The sequence below is a fragment of the Noviluteimonas caseinilytica genome (assembly GCF_018406605.1).
GTDB classification, from domain to species: Bacteria; Pseudomonadota; Gammaproteobacteria; order Xanthomonadales; family Xanthomonadaceae; genus Noviluteimonas; species Noviluteimonas caseinilytica.
Genome location: NZ_AP024545.1, coordinates 822184 through 837759 on the forward strand (window position 1 = coordinate 822184; position 15576 = coordinate 837759).

At 69.3% G+C, this 15576-nt stretch carries 16 protein-coding genes, 1 other RNA gene and 1 pseudogene; 5 read left to right on the forward strand and 13 right to left on the reverse strand.

Annotated features, from left to right (window positions below; all coding sequences use genetic code 11):
• The first annotated feature begins 238 nt into the window (after nt 1-238).
• The gene (locus tag LYSCAS_RS04120) at nt 239-1564 is read left to right on the forward strand and encodes a vanadium-dependent haloperoxidase (protein WP_213435935.1); all 1326 of its coding nucleotides are present in this window, start codon (nt 239-241) and stop codon (nt 1562-1564) included.
• 44 nt (nt 1565-1608) lie between these two features.
• Here LYSCAS_RS04120 and rnpB read toward each other — a convergent pair.
• Nucleotides 1609-1957: RNase P RNA component class A (gene rnpB / locus LYSCAS_RS04125), an RNA gene on the reverse strand.
• 37 nt (nt 1958-1994) lie between these two features.
• The gene (gene rsmI / locus LYSCAS_RS04130) at nt 1995-2825 is read right to left on the reverse strand and encodes a 16S rRNA (cytidine(1402)-2'-O)-methyltransferase (protein ID WP_213435937.1); all 831 of its coding nucleotides are present in this window, start codon (nt 2823-2825) and stop codon (nt 1995-1997) included.
• Nucleotides 2826-3060: 235 nt separating this feature from the next.
• On the opposite strand from rsmI, the pseudogene LYSCAS_RS04135 reads away from it, so the two are divergent.
• The 3 genes and pseudogenes from LYSCAS_RS04135 to LYSCAS_RS04145 form a co-directional block, all read left to right on the forward strand.
• A pseudogene (locus tag LYSCAS_RS04135) lies at nt 3061-4356 on the forward strand (penicillin-binding protein activator); the annotation flags it as partial.
• The gene (locus tag LYSCAS_RS04140) at nt 4340-4729 is read left to right on the forward strand and encodes a YraN family protein (RefSeq protein ID WP_407075157.1); all 390 of its coding nucleotides are present in this window, start codon (nt 4340-4342) and stop codon (nt 4727-4729) included. The pseudogene LYSCAS_RS04135 and the gene LYSCAS_RS04140, both read left to right, overlap by 17 nt.
• A gap of 68 nt (nt 4730-4797) precedes the next feature.
• Nucleotides 4798-5637, forward strand: coding sequence for a hypothetical protein (locus LYSCAS_RS04145; RefSeq protein WP_213435941.1), 840 nt, complete (start codon nt 4798-4800; stop codon nt 5635-5637).
• Nucleotides 5638-5641: 4 nt separating this feature from the next.
• Here the strand turns inward: LYSCAS_RS04145 and thiL are convergent, their stop codons facing one another.
• The 11 genes from thiL to glyA are packed head-to-tail and all read right to left on the reverse strand — an operon-like array spanning nt 5642 to nt 13756.
• Nucleotides 5642-6550, reverse strand: coding sequence for a thiamine-phosphate kinase (gene thiL / locus LYSCAS_RS04150; protein ID WP_213437568.1), 909 nt, complete (start codon nt 6548-6550; stop codon nt 5642-5644).
• A 53-nt stretch (nt 6551-6603) separates the two neighbouring features.
• Entirely contained in the window at nt 6604-7059 is a 456-nt protein-coding gene (nusB, locus tag LYSCAS_RS04155; RefSeq protein ID WP_213435943.1) for a transcription antitermination factor NusB, read from the reverse strand.
• Nucleotides 7056-7529 (reverse strand): 6,7-dimethyl-8-ribityllumazine synthase, encoded by a 474-nt coding sequence (gene ribH / locus LYSCAS_RS04160; RefSeq protein ID WP_213435945.1) that lies wholly within the window; start codon nt 7527-7529, stop codon nt 7056-7058. Before ribH ends, nusB begins: the two co-directional genes overlap by 4 nt.
• Nucleotides 7530-7557: 28 nt before the next feature.
• Nucleotides 7558-8664 carry a 3,4-dihydroxy-2-butanone-4-phosphate synthase gene (gene ribB / locus LYSCAS_RS04165; RefSeq protein WP_213435947.1) on the reverse strand — a complete coding sequence of 369 codons (1107 nt, stop codon included), beginning with the start codon at nt 8662-8664 and terminating at the stop codon, nt 7558-7560.
• Nucleotides 8661-9272, reverse strand: coding sequence for a riboflavin synthase (locus LYSCAS_RS04170; RefSeq protein ID WP_213435949.1), 612 nt, complete (start codon nt 9270-9272; stop codon nt 8661-8663). The genes ribB and LYSCAS_RS04170 overlap by 4 nt, the downstream gene beginning before the upstream one ends.
• Nucleotides 9272-10036 (reverse strand): class I SAM-dependent methyltransferase, encoded by a 765-nt coding sequence (locus LYSCAS_RS04175; protein ID WP_213435967.1) that lies wholly within the window; start codon nt 10034-10036, stop codon nt 9272-9274. Before LYSCAS_RS04175 ends, LYSCAS_RS04170 begins: the two co-directional genes overlap by 1 nt.
• Entirely contained in the window at nt 10033-11106 is a 1074-nt protein-coding gene (ribD, locus tag LYSCAS_RS04180) for a bifunctional diaminohydroxyphosphoribosylaminopyrimidine deaminase/5-amino-6-(5-phosphoribosylamino)uracil reductase RibD (RefSeq protein ID WP_213437569.1), read from the reverse strand. The genes LYSCAS_RS04175 and ribD overlap by 4 nt, the downstream gene beginning before the upstream one ends.
• Nucleotides 11107-11160: 54 nt before the next feature.
• The gene (locus tag LYSCAS_RS04185) at nt 11161-11574 is read right to left on the reverse strand and encodes a hypothetical protein (protein WP_213435969.1); all 414 of its coding nucleotides are present in this window, start codon (nt 11572-11574) and stop codon (nt 11161-11163) included.
• A 2-nt stretch (nt 11575-11576) separates the two neighbouring features.
• The gene (gene nrdR, locus LYSCAS_RS04190; protein WP_213435971.1) at nt 11577-12092 is read right to left on the reverse strand and encodes a transcriptional regulator NrdR; all 516 of its coding nucleotides are present in this window, start codon (nt 12090-12092) and stop codon (nt 11577-11579) included.
• A 1-nt stretch (nt 12093) separates the two neighbouring features.
• Complete coding sequence (locus tag LYSCAS_RS04195) at nt 12094-12501, reverse strand: hypothetical protein (RefSeq protein ID WP_213435973.1); 408 nt, start codon at nt 12499-12501, stop codon at nt 12094-12096.
• A 4-nt stretch (nt 12502-12505) separates the two neighbouring features.
• Nucleotides 12506-13756 carry a serine hydroxymethyltransferase gene (glyA, locus tag LYSCAS_RS04200; protein ID WP_213435976.1) on the reverse strand — a complete coding sequence of 417 codons (1251 nt, stop codon included), beginning with the start codon at nt 13754-13756 and terminating at the stop codon, nt 12506-12508.
• Between the two features lie 158 nt (nt 13757-13914).
• Here glyA and ettA point away from each other — a divergent pair, with 158 nt between their 5' ends.
• Entirely contained in the window at nt 13915-15576 is a 1662-nt protein-coding gene (ettA, locus tag LYSCAS_RS04205; RefSeq protein ID WP_213435978.1) for an energy-dependent translational throttle protein EttA, read from the forward strand.

The window sequence follows — 15576 nt, forward strand, 5'->3', positions numbered from 1 at the left end:
GTCAACAGCTTGTTGGGTGAATTTTTCGTTTTGGCATCAATGGCTTGCGACGAACTTCAGAGTCTTGTTCAAGAGTTATCCACTAGCTGTTGTTTCGTCTCAAATTGTGAGATTCGGGCCCGTCCCCGGGAGGCGGGTTCATGAGGGAGACAGACTGAATGGGCGACCCCTCACCCCGGGCCAACGGACACCCCGCCATGGTCGGTTCCCCCCCGCCCGACCCGGAGTCCCCCTGCCGATGCCGACCCCGCCGCCCCATCCCACCGACCGCCCCCGCCGACAGCGCGGCGCGATCGTCCTCACCGCCGCCGGCCTGGCCGCCCTCGGGATCGGCGTGGTCGCGACGCGGGCGCTGGACCGGGGCCATGCCCCCGATGCGGTGTCGGAATGGAACGCCATCGGCATCGATGCCGGCGCATCGCTCGAACGCGGCATGTCGGAACAGCGCGAGCTGGCCATGATGCACCTGGCGATGCACGACGCGCTCAATGCAATCCGCCCGGTGTACGCGCCGTACGCCGCCGGCCTGGGCGAACATCCCAACGCGTCGCCCGAAGCCGCGATCGCCGCCGCTGCGCACGACGTGCTCGTCGCAACGGTGCCCGGCAAGCGCGCGGAACTCGACGACGCCTACGCCAGCGCGCTCGATCGCGTCGGCGCCGGCCCCGCGCGCGAAGAAGGCGTGCAACTCGGACGCAACGCCGCGCGCAACATCCTGGCGTTGCGCGCGCACGACGGCAGCGATCGCGCGGATGTCGCGGACGTCGCCCAACCCGGCATCGGCAAGTGGGAAACCACGCCGCCCAATCACTTGAAGGCGCTGTTGCCCGGCTGGCAATACGTCACGCCGTTCGCGATGAAATCCGCGGATCAATTCCTGCCGCCGCCGCCACCCGCGCTCAAGAGCGCCGAATACGCGCGCCAATACAACGCGGTCAAGGCGCTCGGCGCGGAGAACGGCAGCACGCGCACCGCGGCGCAGACCGAACAGGCGCAATGGTGGGCGGGCAACGCCGGCGACAGCTGGAACGACATCGCGCGCGACACGATCGCGCAGCGCGAACGCCAGGGGCGCGATGCATTGCAGCTGTGGCGCAACGCGCGCACGTTCGCGATGCTCAACATCGCGATGGCCGATGGCTACGTGTCCGGCTGGAACGCGAAGTACAAGTATCGCCACTGGCGTCCCGTCACCGCGATCCCGCGCGGCGACCTCGACGGCAATCCCGCGACCGTGCCCGACGCGAACTGGATGTCGTTCCTCCCCACGCCCGAGCATCCCGAATATCCCTCGACGCACAGCATCCTGTCGGCGGCCGCCGCGGCAGCGTTGCAGTGCGCCCTGGGCAGCGATCGCATCGACGCCACCGAAGACAGCCGCAGCAAGTACACGCAGGAGCGTCGCCATTTCACCAGCCTCAAGGCGACCGCGGACGACGTGGCGATGTCGCGCCTGTATGCGGGCGCGCATTTCCCGATCGCGAACACGAACGGGCTGATCGAAGGGCGGCAGATCGGCGAACTGGTGTGCAAACAGACGCTGCAACCCGTGTCGAAGCACTGAATCGCCCGCCCACTAAAAAGGCCCGCTTGCGCGAGCCTCTTTAGTGGCGGAGTTGGCCGATAAGCCGGGTTCTGTCGTGAGCAGTCATTCCTCTAGGCGCATCGTCACCGATACGCTCGAGCAGCCTACCCGGACCCGACGCGGGCCGCGTCATGAGGTCCCTATTTGGCCTTGCTCCCGGTGGGGTTTGCCGTGCCGGTCCGTTGCCGGACTCGCGGTGCGCTCTTACCGCACCATTTCACCCTTGCCTGATCCCTTGCGGGCCATCGGCGGTATCTTTCTGTTGCACTTTCCGTCGGCTCGCGCCGCCCAGGCGTTACCTGGCACCGTGCCCTGTGGAGCCCGGACTTTCCTCGGCATTCTTGCGAATGACGCGACTGCCTGGCCGACTCCGCCGGGGCGGATTGTGGCAGCTTCGGCCGGGCAGCGCTCAGGAGCCGTAGAGCGCCTTGCGCGGCGCGCCGCTCAGGTCGGCGGCGAGTTTGGCCGCGGTCGACGGCGGCAGGTGTTCGCCGAGCTTCGCGTACAGGCGCTTGCCTTCGGCGATGCGCGCATCGGCATCGTCCGCGGCGCCCTGCACCAGCACGACGAATTCGCCCTTGCGCTGGTTGGGATCGGCGGCAATGCGGGCGCGCACGTCATCGAGCGCGCCATCGAGGACGGTCTCGAACAGTTTCGTCAGCTCGCGCGCCACCACCACGCGGCGGTCGCCGCCGAACACCGTCCCCATGTCGGAGAGGGTTTCCTCGATGCGATGTGCCGATTCGTAGAACGCGAGCGTGCGCGTTTCGCTGGCCAGCGGTGCGAGGCGTTCGCGGCGCGCGCCCGCTTTCGCGGGCAGGAACCCTTCGAAGGCGAGCCGGTCGCTCGGCAACCCGGCCACGCTGAGCGCAGCGACGAACGCACACGCCCCCGGCACCGGGCTCACCGCCACGCCCGCCGCGCGGGCCGCGCGCACCAGCCGGAACCCGGGGTCGCTCACCAGCGGCGTGCCCGCGTCCGACACCAGCGCCAGCGATTCGCCGCCGAGCAGGCGCGCCACCAGGCGCTCGGCCAACTGCTCCTCGTTGTGTTCGTGCAGGGCCACCAGCGGCCGTTCGACGCCGTAATGCGCGAGCAGCTGGCGCGTGTGCCTCGTGTCTTCCGCACAGATCGCCGCGACCGCGCGCAGGGTGTCCAGCGCGCGCGGCGAGAGGTCGCCGAGGTTGCCGATCGGCGTGGCGACGACGTGAAGTGTTCCGGGGCGTGTCGCAGTCTGCATGGGGATCCGGTCGGGAAACGCGAATGACGACGGCCGGCTTCGACGGACGACGGGTAGAATCCTAGCCGCTTCCCAGGGAACGCCGCGTACGCGGCCGAGGATCCGAATGCACGCGAGCTTCGAACGGACACCGCGCTCCGCGCACCACCCCGCACTGCGGGCCTTGCTGCTGGGCACGCTGTTCGCGGCCGGCCTGGCCGGTTGCGCCTCGGTTTCGGTGCAGCGTCCGGCGGAGGCCTCGCACCAGGCGATGGATCCCGCCTTCGCCCAGGCGCGCGAACTCGCGCAGGCGGCGGCCAAGCAGACCGGCCAGGCGCAGGCCGACACCCACGCGCAGATCAACAAGCTCCTCGCGGGCCTGGACGATGCCACGCTGTCGCGCGATGCCGCCGCGCTGCCCGCCGGCGATCCGCTTTACATGTATGCCGGCCAGGCGCTGCTGCGCCGCGGCCTGCCGTTGCCGCGCCCGTTCGATCGCGGCGGCTGGAAGTTCGATGCGCGCCCCGCCGCCGACAGCGATGGCTATCGCCCGCCGGTGAAGCTCGCGGTGCTGCTGCCCCTGTCCGGCAGCCTGGCGCCCGCCGCCGCGCCCGTGCGCGATGGTTTCCTCACCGGCTACTACGGCGAATCGCGCCGTCGCCCGGAAGTCACCTTCTACGACACCGCCGGCACCGCCGCCGGTGCCGTCGCCGCGTATGCCAAGGCGTCCGCGGAAGGCAACGACTTCGTGGTCGGTCCGCTGGGCCGCGACGAAGTCAGCGCAGTGTTCCGCGATGCGCAAAGCGGTGCGTCGATGCTGGCGCTCAATCGCACGTCGGTGGCGCCGCCCGCGGGCAGCGCGAGTTTCTCGCTGTCGCCGGAAGACGACGGCATCGCCGCGGCCGATTACCTCTTCGCGCGCAAGGCGCAGCGCGTGCTCGTGCTCGCCGGCTCCGAGGAAGGCATGCGTCGCGCGGTCGTCGCGTTCCGCGATCGCTTCGCGCAACGCGGGGGCACGGTGGCGGAAACCTTCGACGTCGGTGGCGACGCCACCACGCAACTCGCGCGCCTGCAGGCGGCGGTGCAGAAGGCCGGGCAGGTCGATGCCGTGTTCTTCGCCACGCGTGCGAGCGAAGCGCGCGGAGTCGCCCCGTTGCTTGCGTCCGCAGGCCTCGGTGGCAAACCGCGCGTGGCGACGTCGCAATTGCTCGCCGGCACCGGCAAGCCGGCCGAAGACGCCGTGCTCGACGGCATCGCGTATCCGACCGAACCGTGGGTCGCGCGCGGCGTGCCGGGCCTGCCGTCGGCGGCAAGCGTGGCGGGTCGGTTGAAGACCGCGCGCGGTCCGGCGGCGCGCCTGTTCGCCTTCGGTTACGACGCGTGGCTGATCACCGCGTACCTGGAAAAGCTCGCGCTCGCCGCCAACGGCGAAGTGCGCGGCGCGACGGGCACGCTGCGCCTGGATGGCGTCGGCAACGTGCTGCATACGCCGGTGTGGTCCACCTTCAGCGGCGGCGTGCCTTCGCCGCTGGCGGATGCCACCGACCGCTGAAGCGCGTCGCATCCCGTATCGCCGCGCGCGCGGCGATGCGGTGGAACGTGCGGCGCGCGACATGCTCGTCGCCGCTGGCCTCCGCGAAATCGCGCGCAACGCCAACTTCCGCGTCGGCGAACTCGACCTGGTGATGCGCGACCACGACTGCCTCGTGTTCGTCGAAGTGCGCTATCGCCGCGACGCGCGCTTCGGCGGCGGTGCGGCGTCGGTGGATGCGCGCAAGCAGCTGCGCCTCGTGCGGGCCGCGCAGGTGTTCCTCCTGCGGCACCCGGCGTGGGCGATGCTGCCGTGCCGGTTCGATGTCATCGAGGCCGAGGGCGACCCGGATTCCCCCCGATTGCACTGGATCCGCGCAGCCTTTTCCGCCTGAAGGGCGCAACGGCACTTGACGTGGCGGGCCTGCGGGCGTCGCATGGCGCATCCCCCAGGGAGTGCGGCATGTCGAGGCGCGGCCATTCCACTGCACTGCTGACCGCCCTGCTCGCGGTGCTGATCACCGCCATCGGCATGTTCGCCTCCGCGCGCGCCGCCGAACCCGCCGCGCCCAAGACCTACCGCGTGCTCTTCGTCGGCAACAGCCTGACCTACGTGAACGACCTGCCCGCGATGGTGCGCGCGCTCGGCGCCGCGCAAGCCGTGCCGGTGCGATTCGAGACGCAGACGTTCGTGGCGCCGGGCGGTTCGCTCGCGGAACGCTGGAAGGACGGCGCTGCAGCGAAGGCCCTCGGCCAAGGCCATTGGGATGCGATCGTGCTGCAGGAACGCGGCGGGCTGATGGCGTGCATGGTCGACCAGGAATTGCGCTCGGGCACCGAGTGCCGCCTGAGCGATCGCGCCCACCGCGAATTCGCCGCGCGCGCACAGGCCGCCGGTGCACGCACGCTGTTGCTCGCGACCTGGGGCCCGGACGATGCGTGGCAGGCGAAGCTGGACCGCGCGGCGAAGCAGATGGCCGCGCGCATCGATGCGGAGATCGTGCCGTCGGGCGCCACGCTGCGCCGCTACGCGAGCAAGCACGGCGACAAGGACACGTTCCCCGACACCGTGCATCCCAGCCTGCCCGCGACGCTGATCATGGCCGCGCAGGTCTATCGCGCCGTCGTCGGCAGCGAAGCGCAGGCGGGCGATGTCACGATCGATTTCGCGTTGCTGCCGCCGCGCGCGGCGATCAAGGCCGACGCACCGATGGAAGCGCAGCCGCAATTGAAGGGCGACGGGAAGACACTGGTGCTGGCCGCATCGGCGGTCGCGCCATTGCTGGCGGAAGCGAAACCCTGAGTCGTCAGCGGAAGTGCGTGTAACCCGCGCGCGACGACGTCCACGGCTGGCCGCCTGACAACGCGACCACGCCGCGCCGTTCGACGATCCGTCCGATGCGATGCACGTCGACGCCCGCCTCGCGCGCAGCCGCCACGATCGCATCGCGCTGCGCCGGCAACGCGGTGAAGCACAGTTCGTAGTCGTCGCCGCCCGTGGCTTGCAAGGCACGACGCGCTTCGGCATCGAACGCCTCGCGCAACGCCTCGGACGCCGGCAATGCATCGACCTCGAGCTCCGCGCCGACATCGCTCGCCACGCACACATGCCCCAGGTCCGCGAGCAAGCCATCCGACACATCGATGGCCGCATGCGCCAACCCGCCCAGCGCACGCCCGAGCGCGACGCGCGGCGTCGGCCGATCCAGCCGCGCGCGCAACGCCGTCTCCACGCCTTCGCCGCCCCGCCATTGCGACAACGCACCGGCCGCATCCCCGAGCGTGCCGCTCACCCACACGTCGTCGCCGACGCGCGCCGCGTCGCGACGCAACACACGCTCCGCTTCGACGAACCCATGCACCGTCACGCACACCGACAATGGCCCGCGCGTCGTATCGCCGCCGACCAACGCGACGCGATGCTGGTCCGCCAGCGCGAGGAATCCATCGAGGAACGCATCGACCCACGCGGCATCGCCTTGCGGCAACGACAACGACAGCGTCGCCCACGCAGGGCGCGCACCCATCGCCGCCAGGTCGGACAGGTTCACGGCCAGCGCCTTCCAGCCGATATCGGCAGGCACGGTTTCGACGGGGAAATGCACGCCCGCATTGAGCGTGTCGGTCGCGACGACGAGCAACGCCTCCGCAGGCAGGCGCAACACCGCCGCGTCGTCGCCGATGCCCAGCTCCACGTCGCCGCGCGCTTCGGCCATCGCAGCCGCGCGTGCGCGGATGCGCGTGATCAGGTCGAATTCGCCGGCGCCGCTCACTTGCGCGCCGCGTCGAACTCCGCCGTGCGCCACGCGGCGGCGGCATGGTCGAGCACGCCGTTCACGTAGGTGTGGCCGTGTTCGGAACCGAAGCGCTTGGTGGTGTCGATCGCTTCGTTGATCACCACGCGATACGGCACGTCGGGGCGATGGCGCAGTTCGTACGTGGCGATGCGCAACGCGGCGCGTTCGATCGGATCGACTTCCTCGACGCCGCGATCCACGAAGCCCGCCAGCGCACCGTCGATGTCCGCGCGATGCTGCATCACGCCCCGCACCAGGTCCTCGAAATACACCAGGTCGGCGATCTCGTGCGCCTGCTCGTGCGCGAACTGCGCGATCACCTGCTCGGCGGTGCCCCCGGACATCTGCCACGCGTAGATCGCCTGCAGCGCACGACGGCGCGCACGCGAACGGTGGACCGGGTCGATGCCGTCACGGCGTCTGTTCAAGGCAGCTTCTCCAGCAGGTTGTGCATCTCGATGGCCGCGAGCGCGGCTTCTTCGCCCTTGTTGCCGTGGCTGCCGCCGGCGCGCGCTTCGGCGTCGGCGAAACGTTCGGCCGCCAGCACGCCGTTGAGCACCGGGATGCGATGGTCGAGCGACACGCGCATCAGGCCTTCGGCGCAGCGGTCGGCGACGTGTTCGTAATGCCGCGTGTCGCCGCGCACGACGCAGCCCAGCGCGACGATCGCGACGTGGCGGTTGGCGGCGGCCAGGCGCGCGGCGACGAGCGGCAGTTCCCACGCACCGGGCACGCGCACGACATCCACCGCGTCGACGTCGACGCCGTTGTCGAGGAACGCGCGCCGCGCACCGGCCACCAGCGCATCGGTGATGCGCGGGTTCCAGCGGCTGGCGATGATCGCGAAACGCGCGCTGGGCGCGGCACGCAGGTCGCCTTCGAAATGCGGGGGAGTCATGGGATGGGCGTTCGAACGGGGCGGCAGTTTAGCGCGCGGGCCATTCCACATGCGCCACGATCTCCAGCCCGAACCCGGCCAGCCCCACCTGCTTGCGCGGGGTGCCGATCACGCGCAGCCGGCCCAGGCCGAGGTCCGACAGGATCTGCGAGCCCGCGCCCGTGCGGCGCCATTCGGCCAGGGCACCGGCGCGACCGGCCGGGGCGTGGGGCTGTTCGCGGATGCGCGCCAGCATGGATTCGGCGTCCTGCGGCTCGCCCAGCAGCACCAGCGCGCCCCGCCCTTCGGCGGCGATGGCCTGCAGCACTTCGCCCACCGCGGGCCCGAAATCCGGGCGGCGCCAGTGCACCGCATCGGCCAACGGATTGAGCGCGTGCACCCGCACGAGCGTAGGCACCTCGCGTTGCGCTTCGCCGCGCAGCAGCGCGAAGTGCAGCGCGCGGCTCAGCCGGTCGCGGTACGTGTGCAGCGTGAAGGCGCCATGTTCGGTGTCGATCGCGCGCACGTCGACGCGTTCGACCGTGTGTTCGGTGGCGAGGCGATGGCGGATGAGGTCTTCGATCGAACCGATCTTCAGGCCGTGCTCGCGCGCGAACACTTCCAGTTCCGGCCGGCGCGCCATGCTGCCGTCGGGATTGAGGATTTCCACCAGTACGCCCGCCGGTTCGAAGCCGGCGAGTTGCGCCAGATCGCTCGCCGCTTCCGTGTGGCCCGCGCGGCTGAGCACGCCACCGGGCTGCGCCATCAGCGGGAAGATGTGGCCCGGTTGCGAGAGATCGCTCGGCTGCGCATCGGGCCGCACCGCGGTGCGCACGGTATGCGCGCGGTCGTACGCGGAGATGCCCGTCGTCACGCCTTCGGCCGCTTCGATCGACACGGTGAAGTTGGTGCCGTGCGGCGAGGTGTTGTCGCGCACCATCGGCGGCAGGCCGAGCTGGCGGCAACGCTCGCGCGTGAGCGACAGGCACACCAGGCCACGCGCGTGCGTGACCATGAAGTTGATGTCGGACGGCCGCACGAGCTCGGCCGGCATGATCAGGTCGCCTTCGTTCTCGCGGTCTTCGTCATCGACGATGACGACCATGCGGCCGGCGCGGAGTTCGTCCAGCAGTTCGGGGATGGAAGCAAAACTCACGAGGCATCCTTGGCGGAAAGCAGGCGTTCGACGTAGCGCGCGAGCATGTCGACTTCGAGGTTGACCGCATCGCCCTCCTGCGTCTCGGCGAACGCGGTGTGGCCGAGCGTGTGGGGCACCAGCGCGACTTCGAAGCCGGCGTCGTCCACCGCGTTGACGGTGAGGCTGACGCCATCGACGCAGATCGAGCCCTTCGCCGCGATGTAGCGTCGCAGGGCGGCAGGCGCCGCAAACACCCAGCGCTGCGCGCGGCCGTCGTCCCACGTGTGCACGACGCTGCCGACGCCGTCGACGTGGCCGCTGACGAGATGACCGCCGAGGCGATCGGTGGGACGCATCGCGCGTTCGAGGTTGAGCGCGCGGCCGACCGGCAACGCGCCGAGCGTGGTGAGCGCGAGCGTTTCGTTCGACGCATCGGCTTCGAAGCCCTGCGCGTCGAACGCCACGACGGTGAGGCACGTGCCGTTGACGGAAATGCTTTCGCCCATCCGCACGTCCGCGTCCCTGCCCCACGCCAGCGTGCCGACGTCGATGCGCAGGCGCGCATCGCCGCCGCGCATCTCGCGCGACGCCAGCCGGCCGACGCCTTCGATCAATCCGGTGAACATCAACCCGCCTTCCTGCGTGCATGCACGAACAACGGCCAGCGCAGCGTGCGCACGGTGGCGGGATCGCCCCACGCGGCTTCGATGGCGGGCGTGAATGCGGCGACGGGATCGTCGCCGCCGTGCGCATCGCGATACCGCTTCGTCGCGGAGTAACTGGAGAAGTAGCCGAGCATGCGCGGCAGCGTCCACTCGGCGACGAGGTCCATCGTCGGCGTGTCGATCGCGTCGAACGGCCACGCGAACGACGCATACGCTTCATCGATCAGGTCGCGCTCCGGCGGCCAGTACGCTTCGATCGTGTCGCGGAACGGATCGAGGACGCCATCGACGCCGGGCGGCGCGACGAGATCCTGGTAACCCCACGCGAGCAGCACACCGCCGGGCCGCAGCACGCGCACGCATTCGGCGAAGAAGCGCGGGCGATCGAACCAGTGCAGCGCCTGCGCGACGCACACCGCATCCACGCTCGCATCCGGCAACGCGCAGCGTTCGCCCGGTTCGACGGAAAAGGTGACGTTCGCGGGCCCGCGCGCCTGCGCGATCTGCGCGGCGCTCGGGTCGGTGGCGTGCACGCGGGCGAACAGCGGGGCGAGATCGCGACTGGCCTGGCCGCTGCCGCATCCCGGTTCCCACGCGAGCACACGCGGCGAGACCACGGAGGCGATCCAGTCGAACAGGGCCGCGGGGTATTCGGGTCGCGCGTGGGCGTACTGGGTGGCGACGGCGGAGAAATGATCGGCGAACGTGGGGGCGTTCATGTTCATGGGCTTGCAGGGGGCTCCGGTTGCAGCAACACGCGCACGTCGGTGCCGATGCGGCGGGTCTCGACGATGCGCAACGTCAGGCGTTCGGCCATCGCGTCGATCTGCAGGCCGTCGAACAGGGGGCGCGCGCGTTCGCCCAGCATCACGGGCGCGACGTACAACAGCAGTTCGTCGACCAGGCCCGCGCTGAGAAAGGCACCGGCGAGCGTCGCGCCGGCTTCCACCTGCACTTCGTTGATGCCGCGTTCGGCGAGCATCGCGAGTACCGCCTGCAGGTCGAACTTGCCCTCGTGCACCGGCACGGCCACGTGGTCGGCTTCCACGCCGCGCGGCATGCGCGCATCGGGTGCGTGCACGTACAAGGTGGGCGCGCCGCCTTCGCGGATGTGGCCGCGCGCCACCGTCGCCAGTCCGGGATCCAGCACCACGCGCACCGGCGGCACGAATGGCGTTTCGTCACCGAGGCGCACGGTGAGTTGCGGATCGTCGATCAGCACGGTGCCCGCACCGGTCAGCAAGGCGCCGGCGCGTGCGCGCCACTTCTGCACGTCGCGCCGCGCGGGTTCGCCGCTGATCCATTTCGAATCGCCCGACGCCAGTGCGCTGCGCCCGTCCAGGCTCGTTGCCAACTTCACGCGCACCCACGGCCGTCCGCGCTCGATGCGCGACAGGAACCCGCGATTCATCACCCGCGCCTGCGCTTCCATCAAGCCGGTCTCGACCGTGATGCCGGCGGCGCGCAAGCGTTCGAAGCCGGCGCCGTCCACTTGCGGGAACGGATCGCGCATCGCGCCGACGACGCGCGACACGCCGGCGGCGATCAACGCATCGGCGCACGGCCCCGTGCTGCCGACATGCGCGCAGGGTTCCAGCGTCACGTACGCGGTCGCACCGCGCGCGTGTTCGCCCGCGGCCTGCAACGCGATCACCTCCGCGTGCGGCCCGCCTTTCTTTTCATGCCAGCCGGTGCCGACGACTTCGTCGCCCTGCGCGATCACGCAGCCGACCATCGGGTTCGGCCGCGTGGTGTACGCGCCACGTTCGGCGAGGCGCAGGGCCCGCGCCATCATCGCGTAGTCGGTCGCGGAGAACGTTGCTTTGCTGGGATCGGTGCCGGTCACGGGTTACTCGCTGCGCGAATAGGCGCCGCGTTCGGCGCCCTTGCGGAAGGCATCCATGTCCCAGGGCCAGCTGGGGACGAGGTCGTTGCCGTCGATGCGCAGGTGCATGCGCTCGAATTTCATTTCCGGCATCTGGTCGGGGAACGCCATGTCTTCGACCACCAGGTCGATGCCGTCGCCCGCGCGTTGCCACTTGCCCTTCGCGAAGAGGTCCAGCGCGCCGTAGCTGAAGAACCACGCGAACGTGTTGTCGTCGCGGAGCAGCAGGCCGGAGCCCGTCTCCATCACGCCGTCGAGGTGGTATTCGCCGGAGAGGTTCGCGGGCGCGGGGGCGGGCGTCGCTTGTGCGTGCTTCGCAGCCAGCACGGGGGTGGCGGCACACACAGCGAGGAACAGGACCATGAGCCAGCGCAACATGCCTACCTCCGTCGGGTCTTTTCGACCGGTTCGCCTTCCAGCAGTGGCAACTGGCCCTCGCCGGGCAAGTCGCGTTCGAGCCGATCGAGTTCTTCGCGGAAATCCGCGACGTCCTCGAACGAGCGGTACACGGAAGCGAAGCGCACGTAGCCGACGTGGTCGAGCTTGCGCAATTCAGCCATGACGAATTCGCCGACGCGGCGCGACGCGATCTCGCGCTCGGTGGTCATGCGCAGCTGGTGCACGACAGCGCGCACGGACGCTTCGATCTGTTCTTCGGAGACGGGGCGCTTCTGCAGCGCCCGGTCGAAGCCCAGGCGCAGCTTGCGCGCGTCGAAGGCCTCGCGTCGGCCGTCGCCCTTGATGATCAGGGGCAACTTCAATTCAATCGTTTCGAGCGTCGAAAAGCGCTCGCCGCAGGCTTCGCACTCGCGTCGCCTGCGGATCGTCGCCCCATCCTCGCTCACGCGCGAGTCGATGACGCGCGTGTCGACGTGCTGGCAGAAAGGACAATGCATGTCAGGTCCGCCGCGCGATCGCGCGCTCGATGGTGAGATGGATGGCCGCAACGGCCAGCGGGGTGGCAAGCAGGAAAGGCCTGAAGCCCTGCTCGCCTAGCATCATCGCAACGGCCGCCCACGCCACCATCGCGACACCGATCCACATGGCCACGAACATCCATGCAGGCGTGCGGCGCAAGGCGTCCCGCCCGCGGAAGACGAAGCGGAATACGACACTCGTGCCGATCAGCGCGATGATCCCGGTGCTTCCCAGCGCCACGACCTCCCACGAGATCCCTGCCAGACCTTGCGCCAGCCCGCCCATCAGCACGAACACCGACGAGATGAGGCTCAGCGCCAGCGCATAGCTGCCGAGCATCAGCTCGACCGCGACGGCGACCCGGCTCACTGGCTCGAGATCGCGCATCCGCTCAGCCGTACACCGGATAAGCCTTGCACTGCTTCGTCACTTCATCCCGCACGCGCTTGATCACGTCTTCGTCCTTCGGCGCATCCAGCACGTCGCAGATCCAGTTCGCCAGCGCCACGCATTCGGCTTCACCGTAGCCGCGCGTCGTCACCGCCGGCGTGCCCAGGCGCAGGCCCGACGTCACGAACGGCTTTTCCGGATCGTTCGGCACCGCGTTCTTGTTCACGGTGATGTGCGCCTTGCCCAGCGCGGCTTCCGCGTCCTTGCCGGTGATGCCCTTGCCGATCATGTCGACGAGCATCAGGTGGTTTTCCGTGCCGCCGGAGACGATCTTGTAGCCGCGCTGGATGATGGTCTTCGCCATCGCCTGCGCGTTCTTCACGACCTGCTGCTGGTACGCCTTGAACTCCGGCTCCAGCGCTTCCTTGAACGCCACGGCCTTCGCCGCGATCACGTGCATCAGCGGACCGCCCTGGATGCCCGGGAACACGATCGACTGCAGTTTCTTTTCGAGTTCTTCGTTCGCCTTGGCGACGATGATGCCGCCGCGCGGACCGCGCAGCGTCTTGTGCGTGGTCGAGGTGACGACGTGCGCGTGCGGCACCGGGTTGGGATACACGCCCGCGGCGACGAGGCCGGCGACGTGCGCCATGTCGACGAACAGGTACGCGCCCACCTTGTCGGCGATCGCGCGGAAGCGCGCCCAGTCGACCACCTGCGAGTACGCGCTGAACCCGGCGACGACCATCTTCGGCTTGTGCTCGAGCGCGAGGCGTTCGACTTCGTCGTAATCGATCATGCCCTTGTCGTCCACGCCGTACTGCACCGCGTGGAAGAGCTTGCCGCTGATGTTGACCTTCGCACCGTGCGTGAGATGGCCGCCATGCGCCAGCGACATGCCGAGGATCGTGTCGCCCGGCGACAGCAGCGCCAGGTACACGGCCTGGTTGGCCTGCGAACCCGAATGCGGCTGCACGTTGGCGTAGTCGGCGCCGAACAGCTGCTTGCAGCGGTCGATCGCCAGGCGCTCGGCGACGTCGACGTATTCGCAGCCGCCGTAATAGCGCTTGCCGGGGTAGCCCTCGGCGTACTTGTTGGTGAGCTGGCTGCCCTGCGCTTCCATCACGCGCGGGCTGGCGTAGTTTTCCGACGCGATCAGCTCGACGTGGTCTTCCTGGCGGCGGTTCTCGCCGGCGATGGCCTGGGCGAGTTCGGGGTCGAAACCTTCGATGCGGCTGTCGCGGGGGAACATCGGCTGTCCGTCGGGCGTGGGGAGGCGCGAAGTTTACCGTGGCATGCCCGCCCCCCACGCCCCCGGGGGCAGCCCCTCCCCTATAATCCGCGGCCATCCTGTTCGACTCAGCGCGGCCTGCCCCGGCAGGACCCCCTGCGCCCGCCTGCGGAGCTCCAATGCAATACATCTACACCATGAACGGCGTGTCCAAGACGGTCCCGCCGAAGCGCCAGATCATCAAGGACATCTCGCTGTCGTTCTTCCCGGGCGCCAAGATCGGCCTGCTCGGCCTCAACGGCGCGGGCAAGTCGACGGTGCTGAAGATCATGGCCGGCGTCGACACCGACTACAGCGGCGAAGCCCGCCCGCAGCCCGGCATCAAGGTGGGCTACCTCGCCCAGGAGCCGCAGCTGGACCCGGAAATGACGGTCCGCGAGGCCGTGGAAGAAGGCGTCGGCGAAGTCCTGCAGGCCCAGGCCGCGCTCGACCGCATCTACGAGGCCTATGCCGAGGAAGGCGCGGACTTCGACAAGCTGGCCGCCGAACAGCAGCGCCTGGAGTCGATCCTGGCCGCCGGCGACGCGCATACGCTGGAAAACCAGCTGGAAGTCGCCGCCGACGCGCTGCGCCTGCCGCCGTGGGACGCCATCATCGGCAAGCTCTCCGGTGGCGAGAAGCGCCGCGTCGCGCTGTGCCGCCTGCTGCTGCAGAAGCCGGACATGCTGCTGCTCGACGAGCCCACCAACCACCTCGACGCCGAGTCGGTGGAATGGCTGGAACAGTTCCTCGCGCGCTTCCCGGGCACCGTCGTGGCCGTCACCCATGACCGCTACTTCCTCGACAACGCCGCCGAGTGGATCCTCGAACTCGACCGCGGCCGCGGCATCCCGTGGAAGGGCAACTACACCGACTGGCTCGTCCAGAAGGGCGATCGCCTGAAGCAGGAAGAGTCCTCCGAGAAGGCGCGCCAGAAGGCGATCCAGAAGGAACTCGAGTGGGCCCGCCAGAACGCGAAGGGCGGCCGGTCGAAGGGCAAGGCCCGACTGGCCCGCATCGAAGAGCTGCAGTCGGTCGACTACCAGCGCCGCGCGGAAACCAACGAGATCTTCATCCCGCCGGGCGAGCGCCTGGGCAACAAGGTGGTCGAGTTCAAGAACGTCTCGAAGAAGTTCGGCGACCGCCTGCTGATCGACGACCTCAGCTTCAGCGCGCCCCCGGGCGCGATCATCGGCATCATCGGCCCCAACGGCGCCGGCAAGTCGACGCTGTTCCGCATGATCATCGGCCAGGAAAAGCCGGACTCCGGCACGATCGACATGGGTTCGACGGTCAAGCTGGCGTACGTGGACCAGAGCCGCGACGCGCTCACCGGCAACCACAACGTGTTCCAGGAAGTGTCCGGCGGCGCCGACATCCTCAACATCAACGGCATCGAGATCCAGTCGCGCGCCTACATCGGCCGCTTCAACTTCAAGGGCCAGGACCAGCAGAAGATGGTCGGCACGCTGTCGGGCGGCGAACGCGGCCGCCTGCACCTGGCCAAGACGCTGCTGCAGGGCGGCAACGTGCTGCTGCTCGACGAACCCTCGAACGACCTGGACGTCGAAACGCTGCGCGCGCTCGAAGACGCGCTGCTCGAATTCCCGGGCAACACGTTCGTGATCTCGCACGACCGCTGGTTCCTCGATCGCATCGCCACGCACATCCTCGCCTTCGAAGGCGACTCGCACGTGGAGTTCTTCCAGGGCAACTACCGCGAGTACGAGGAAGACAAGAAGCGCCGCATGGGCGCGGAAGGCGCGCAGCCGCATCGCCTGCGCTTCAAGGCGCTCAAATAA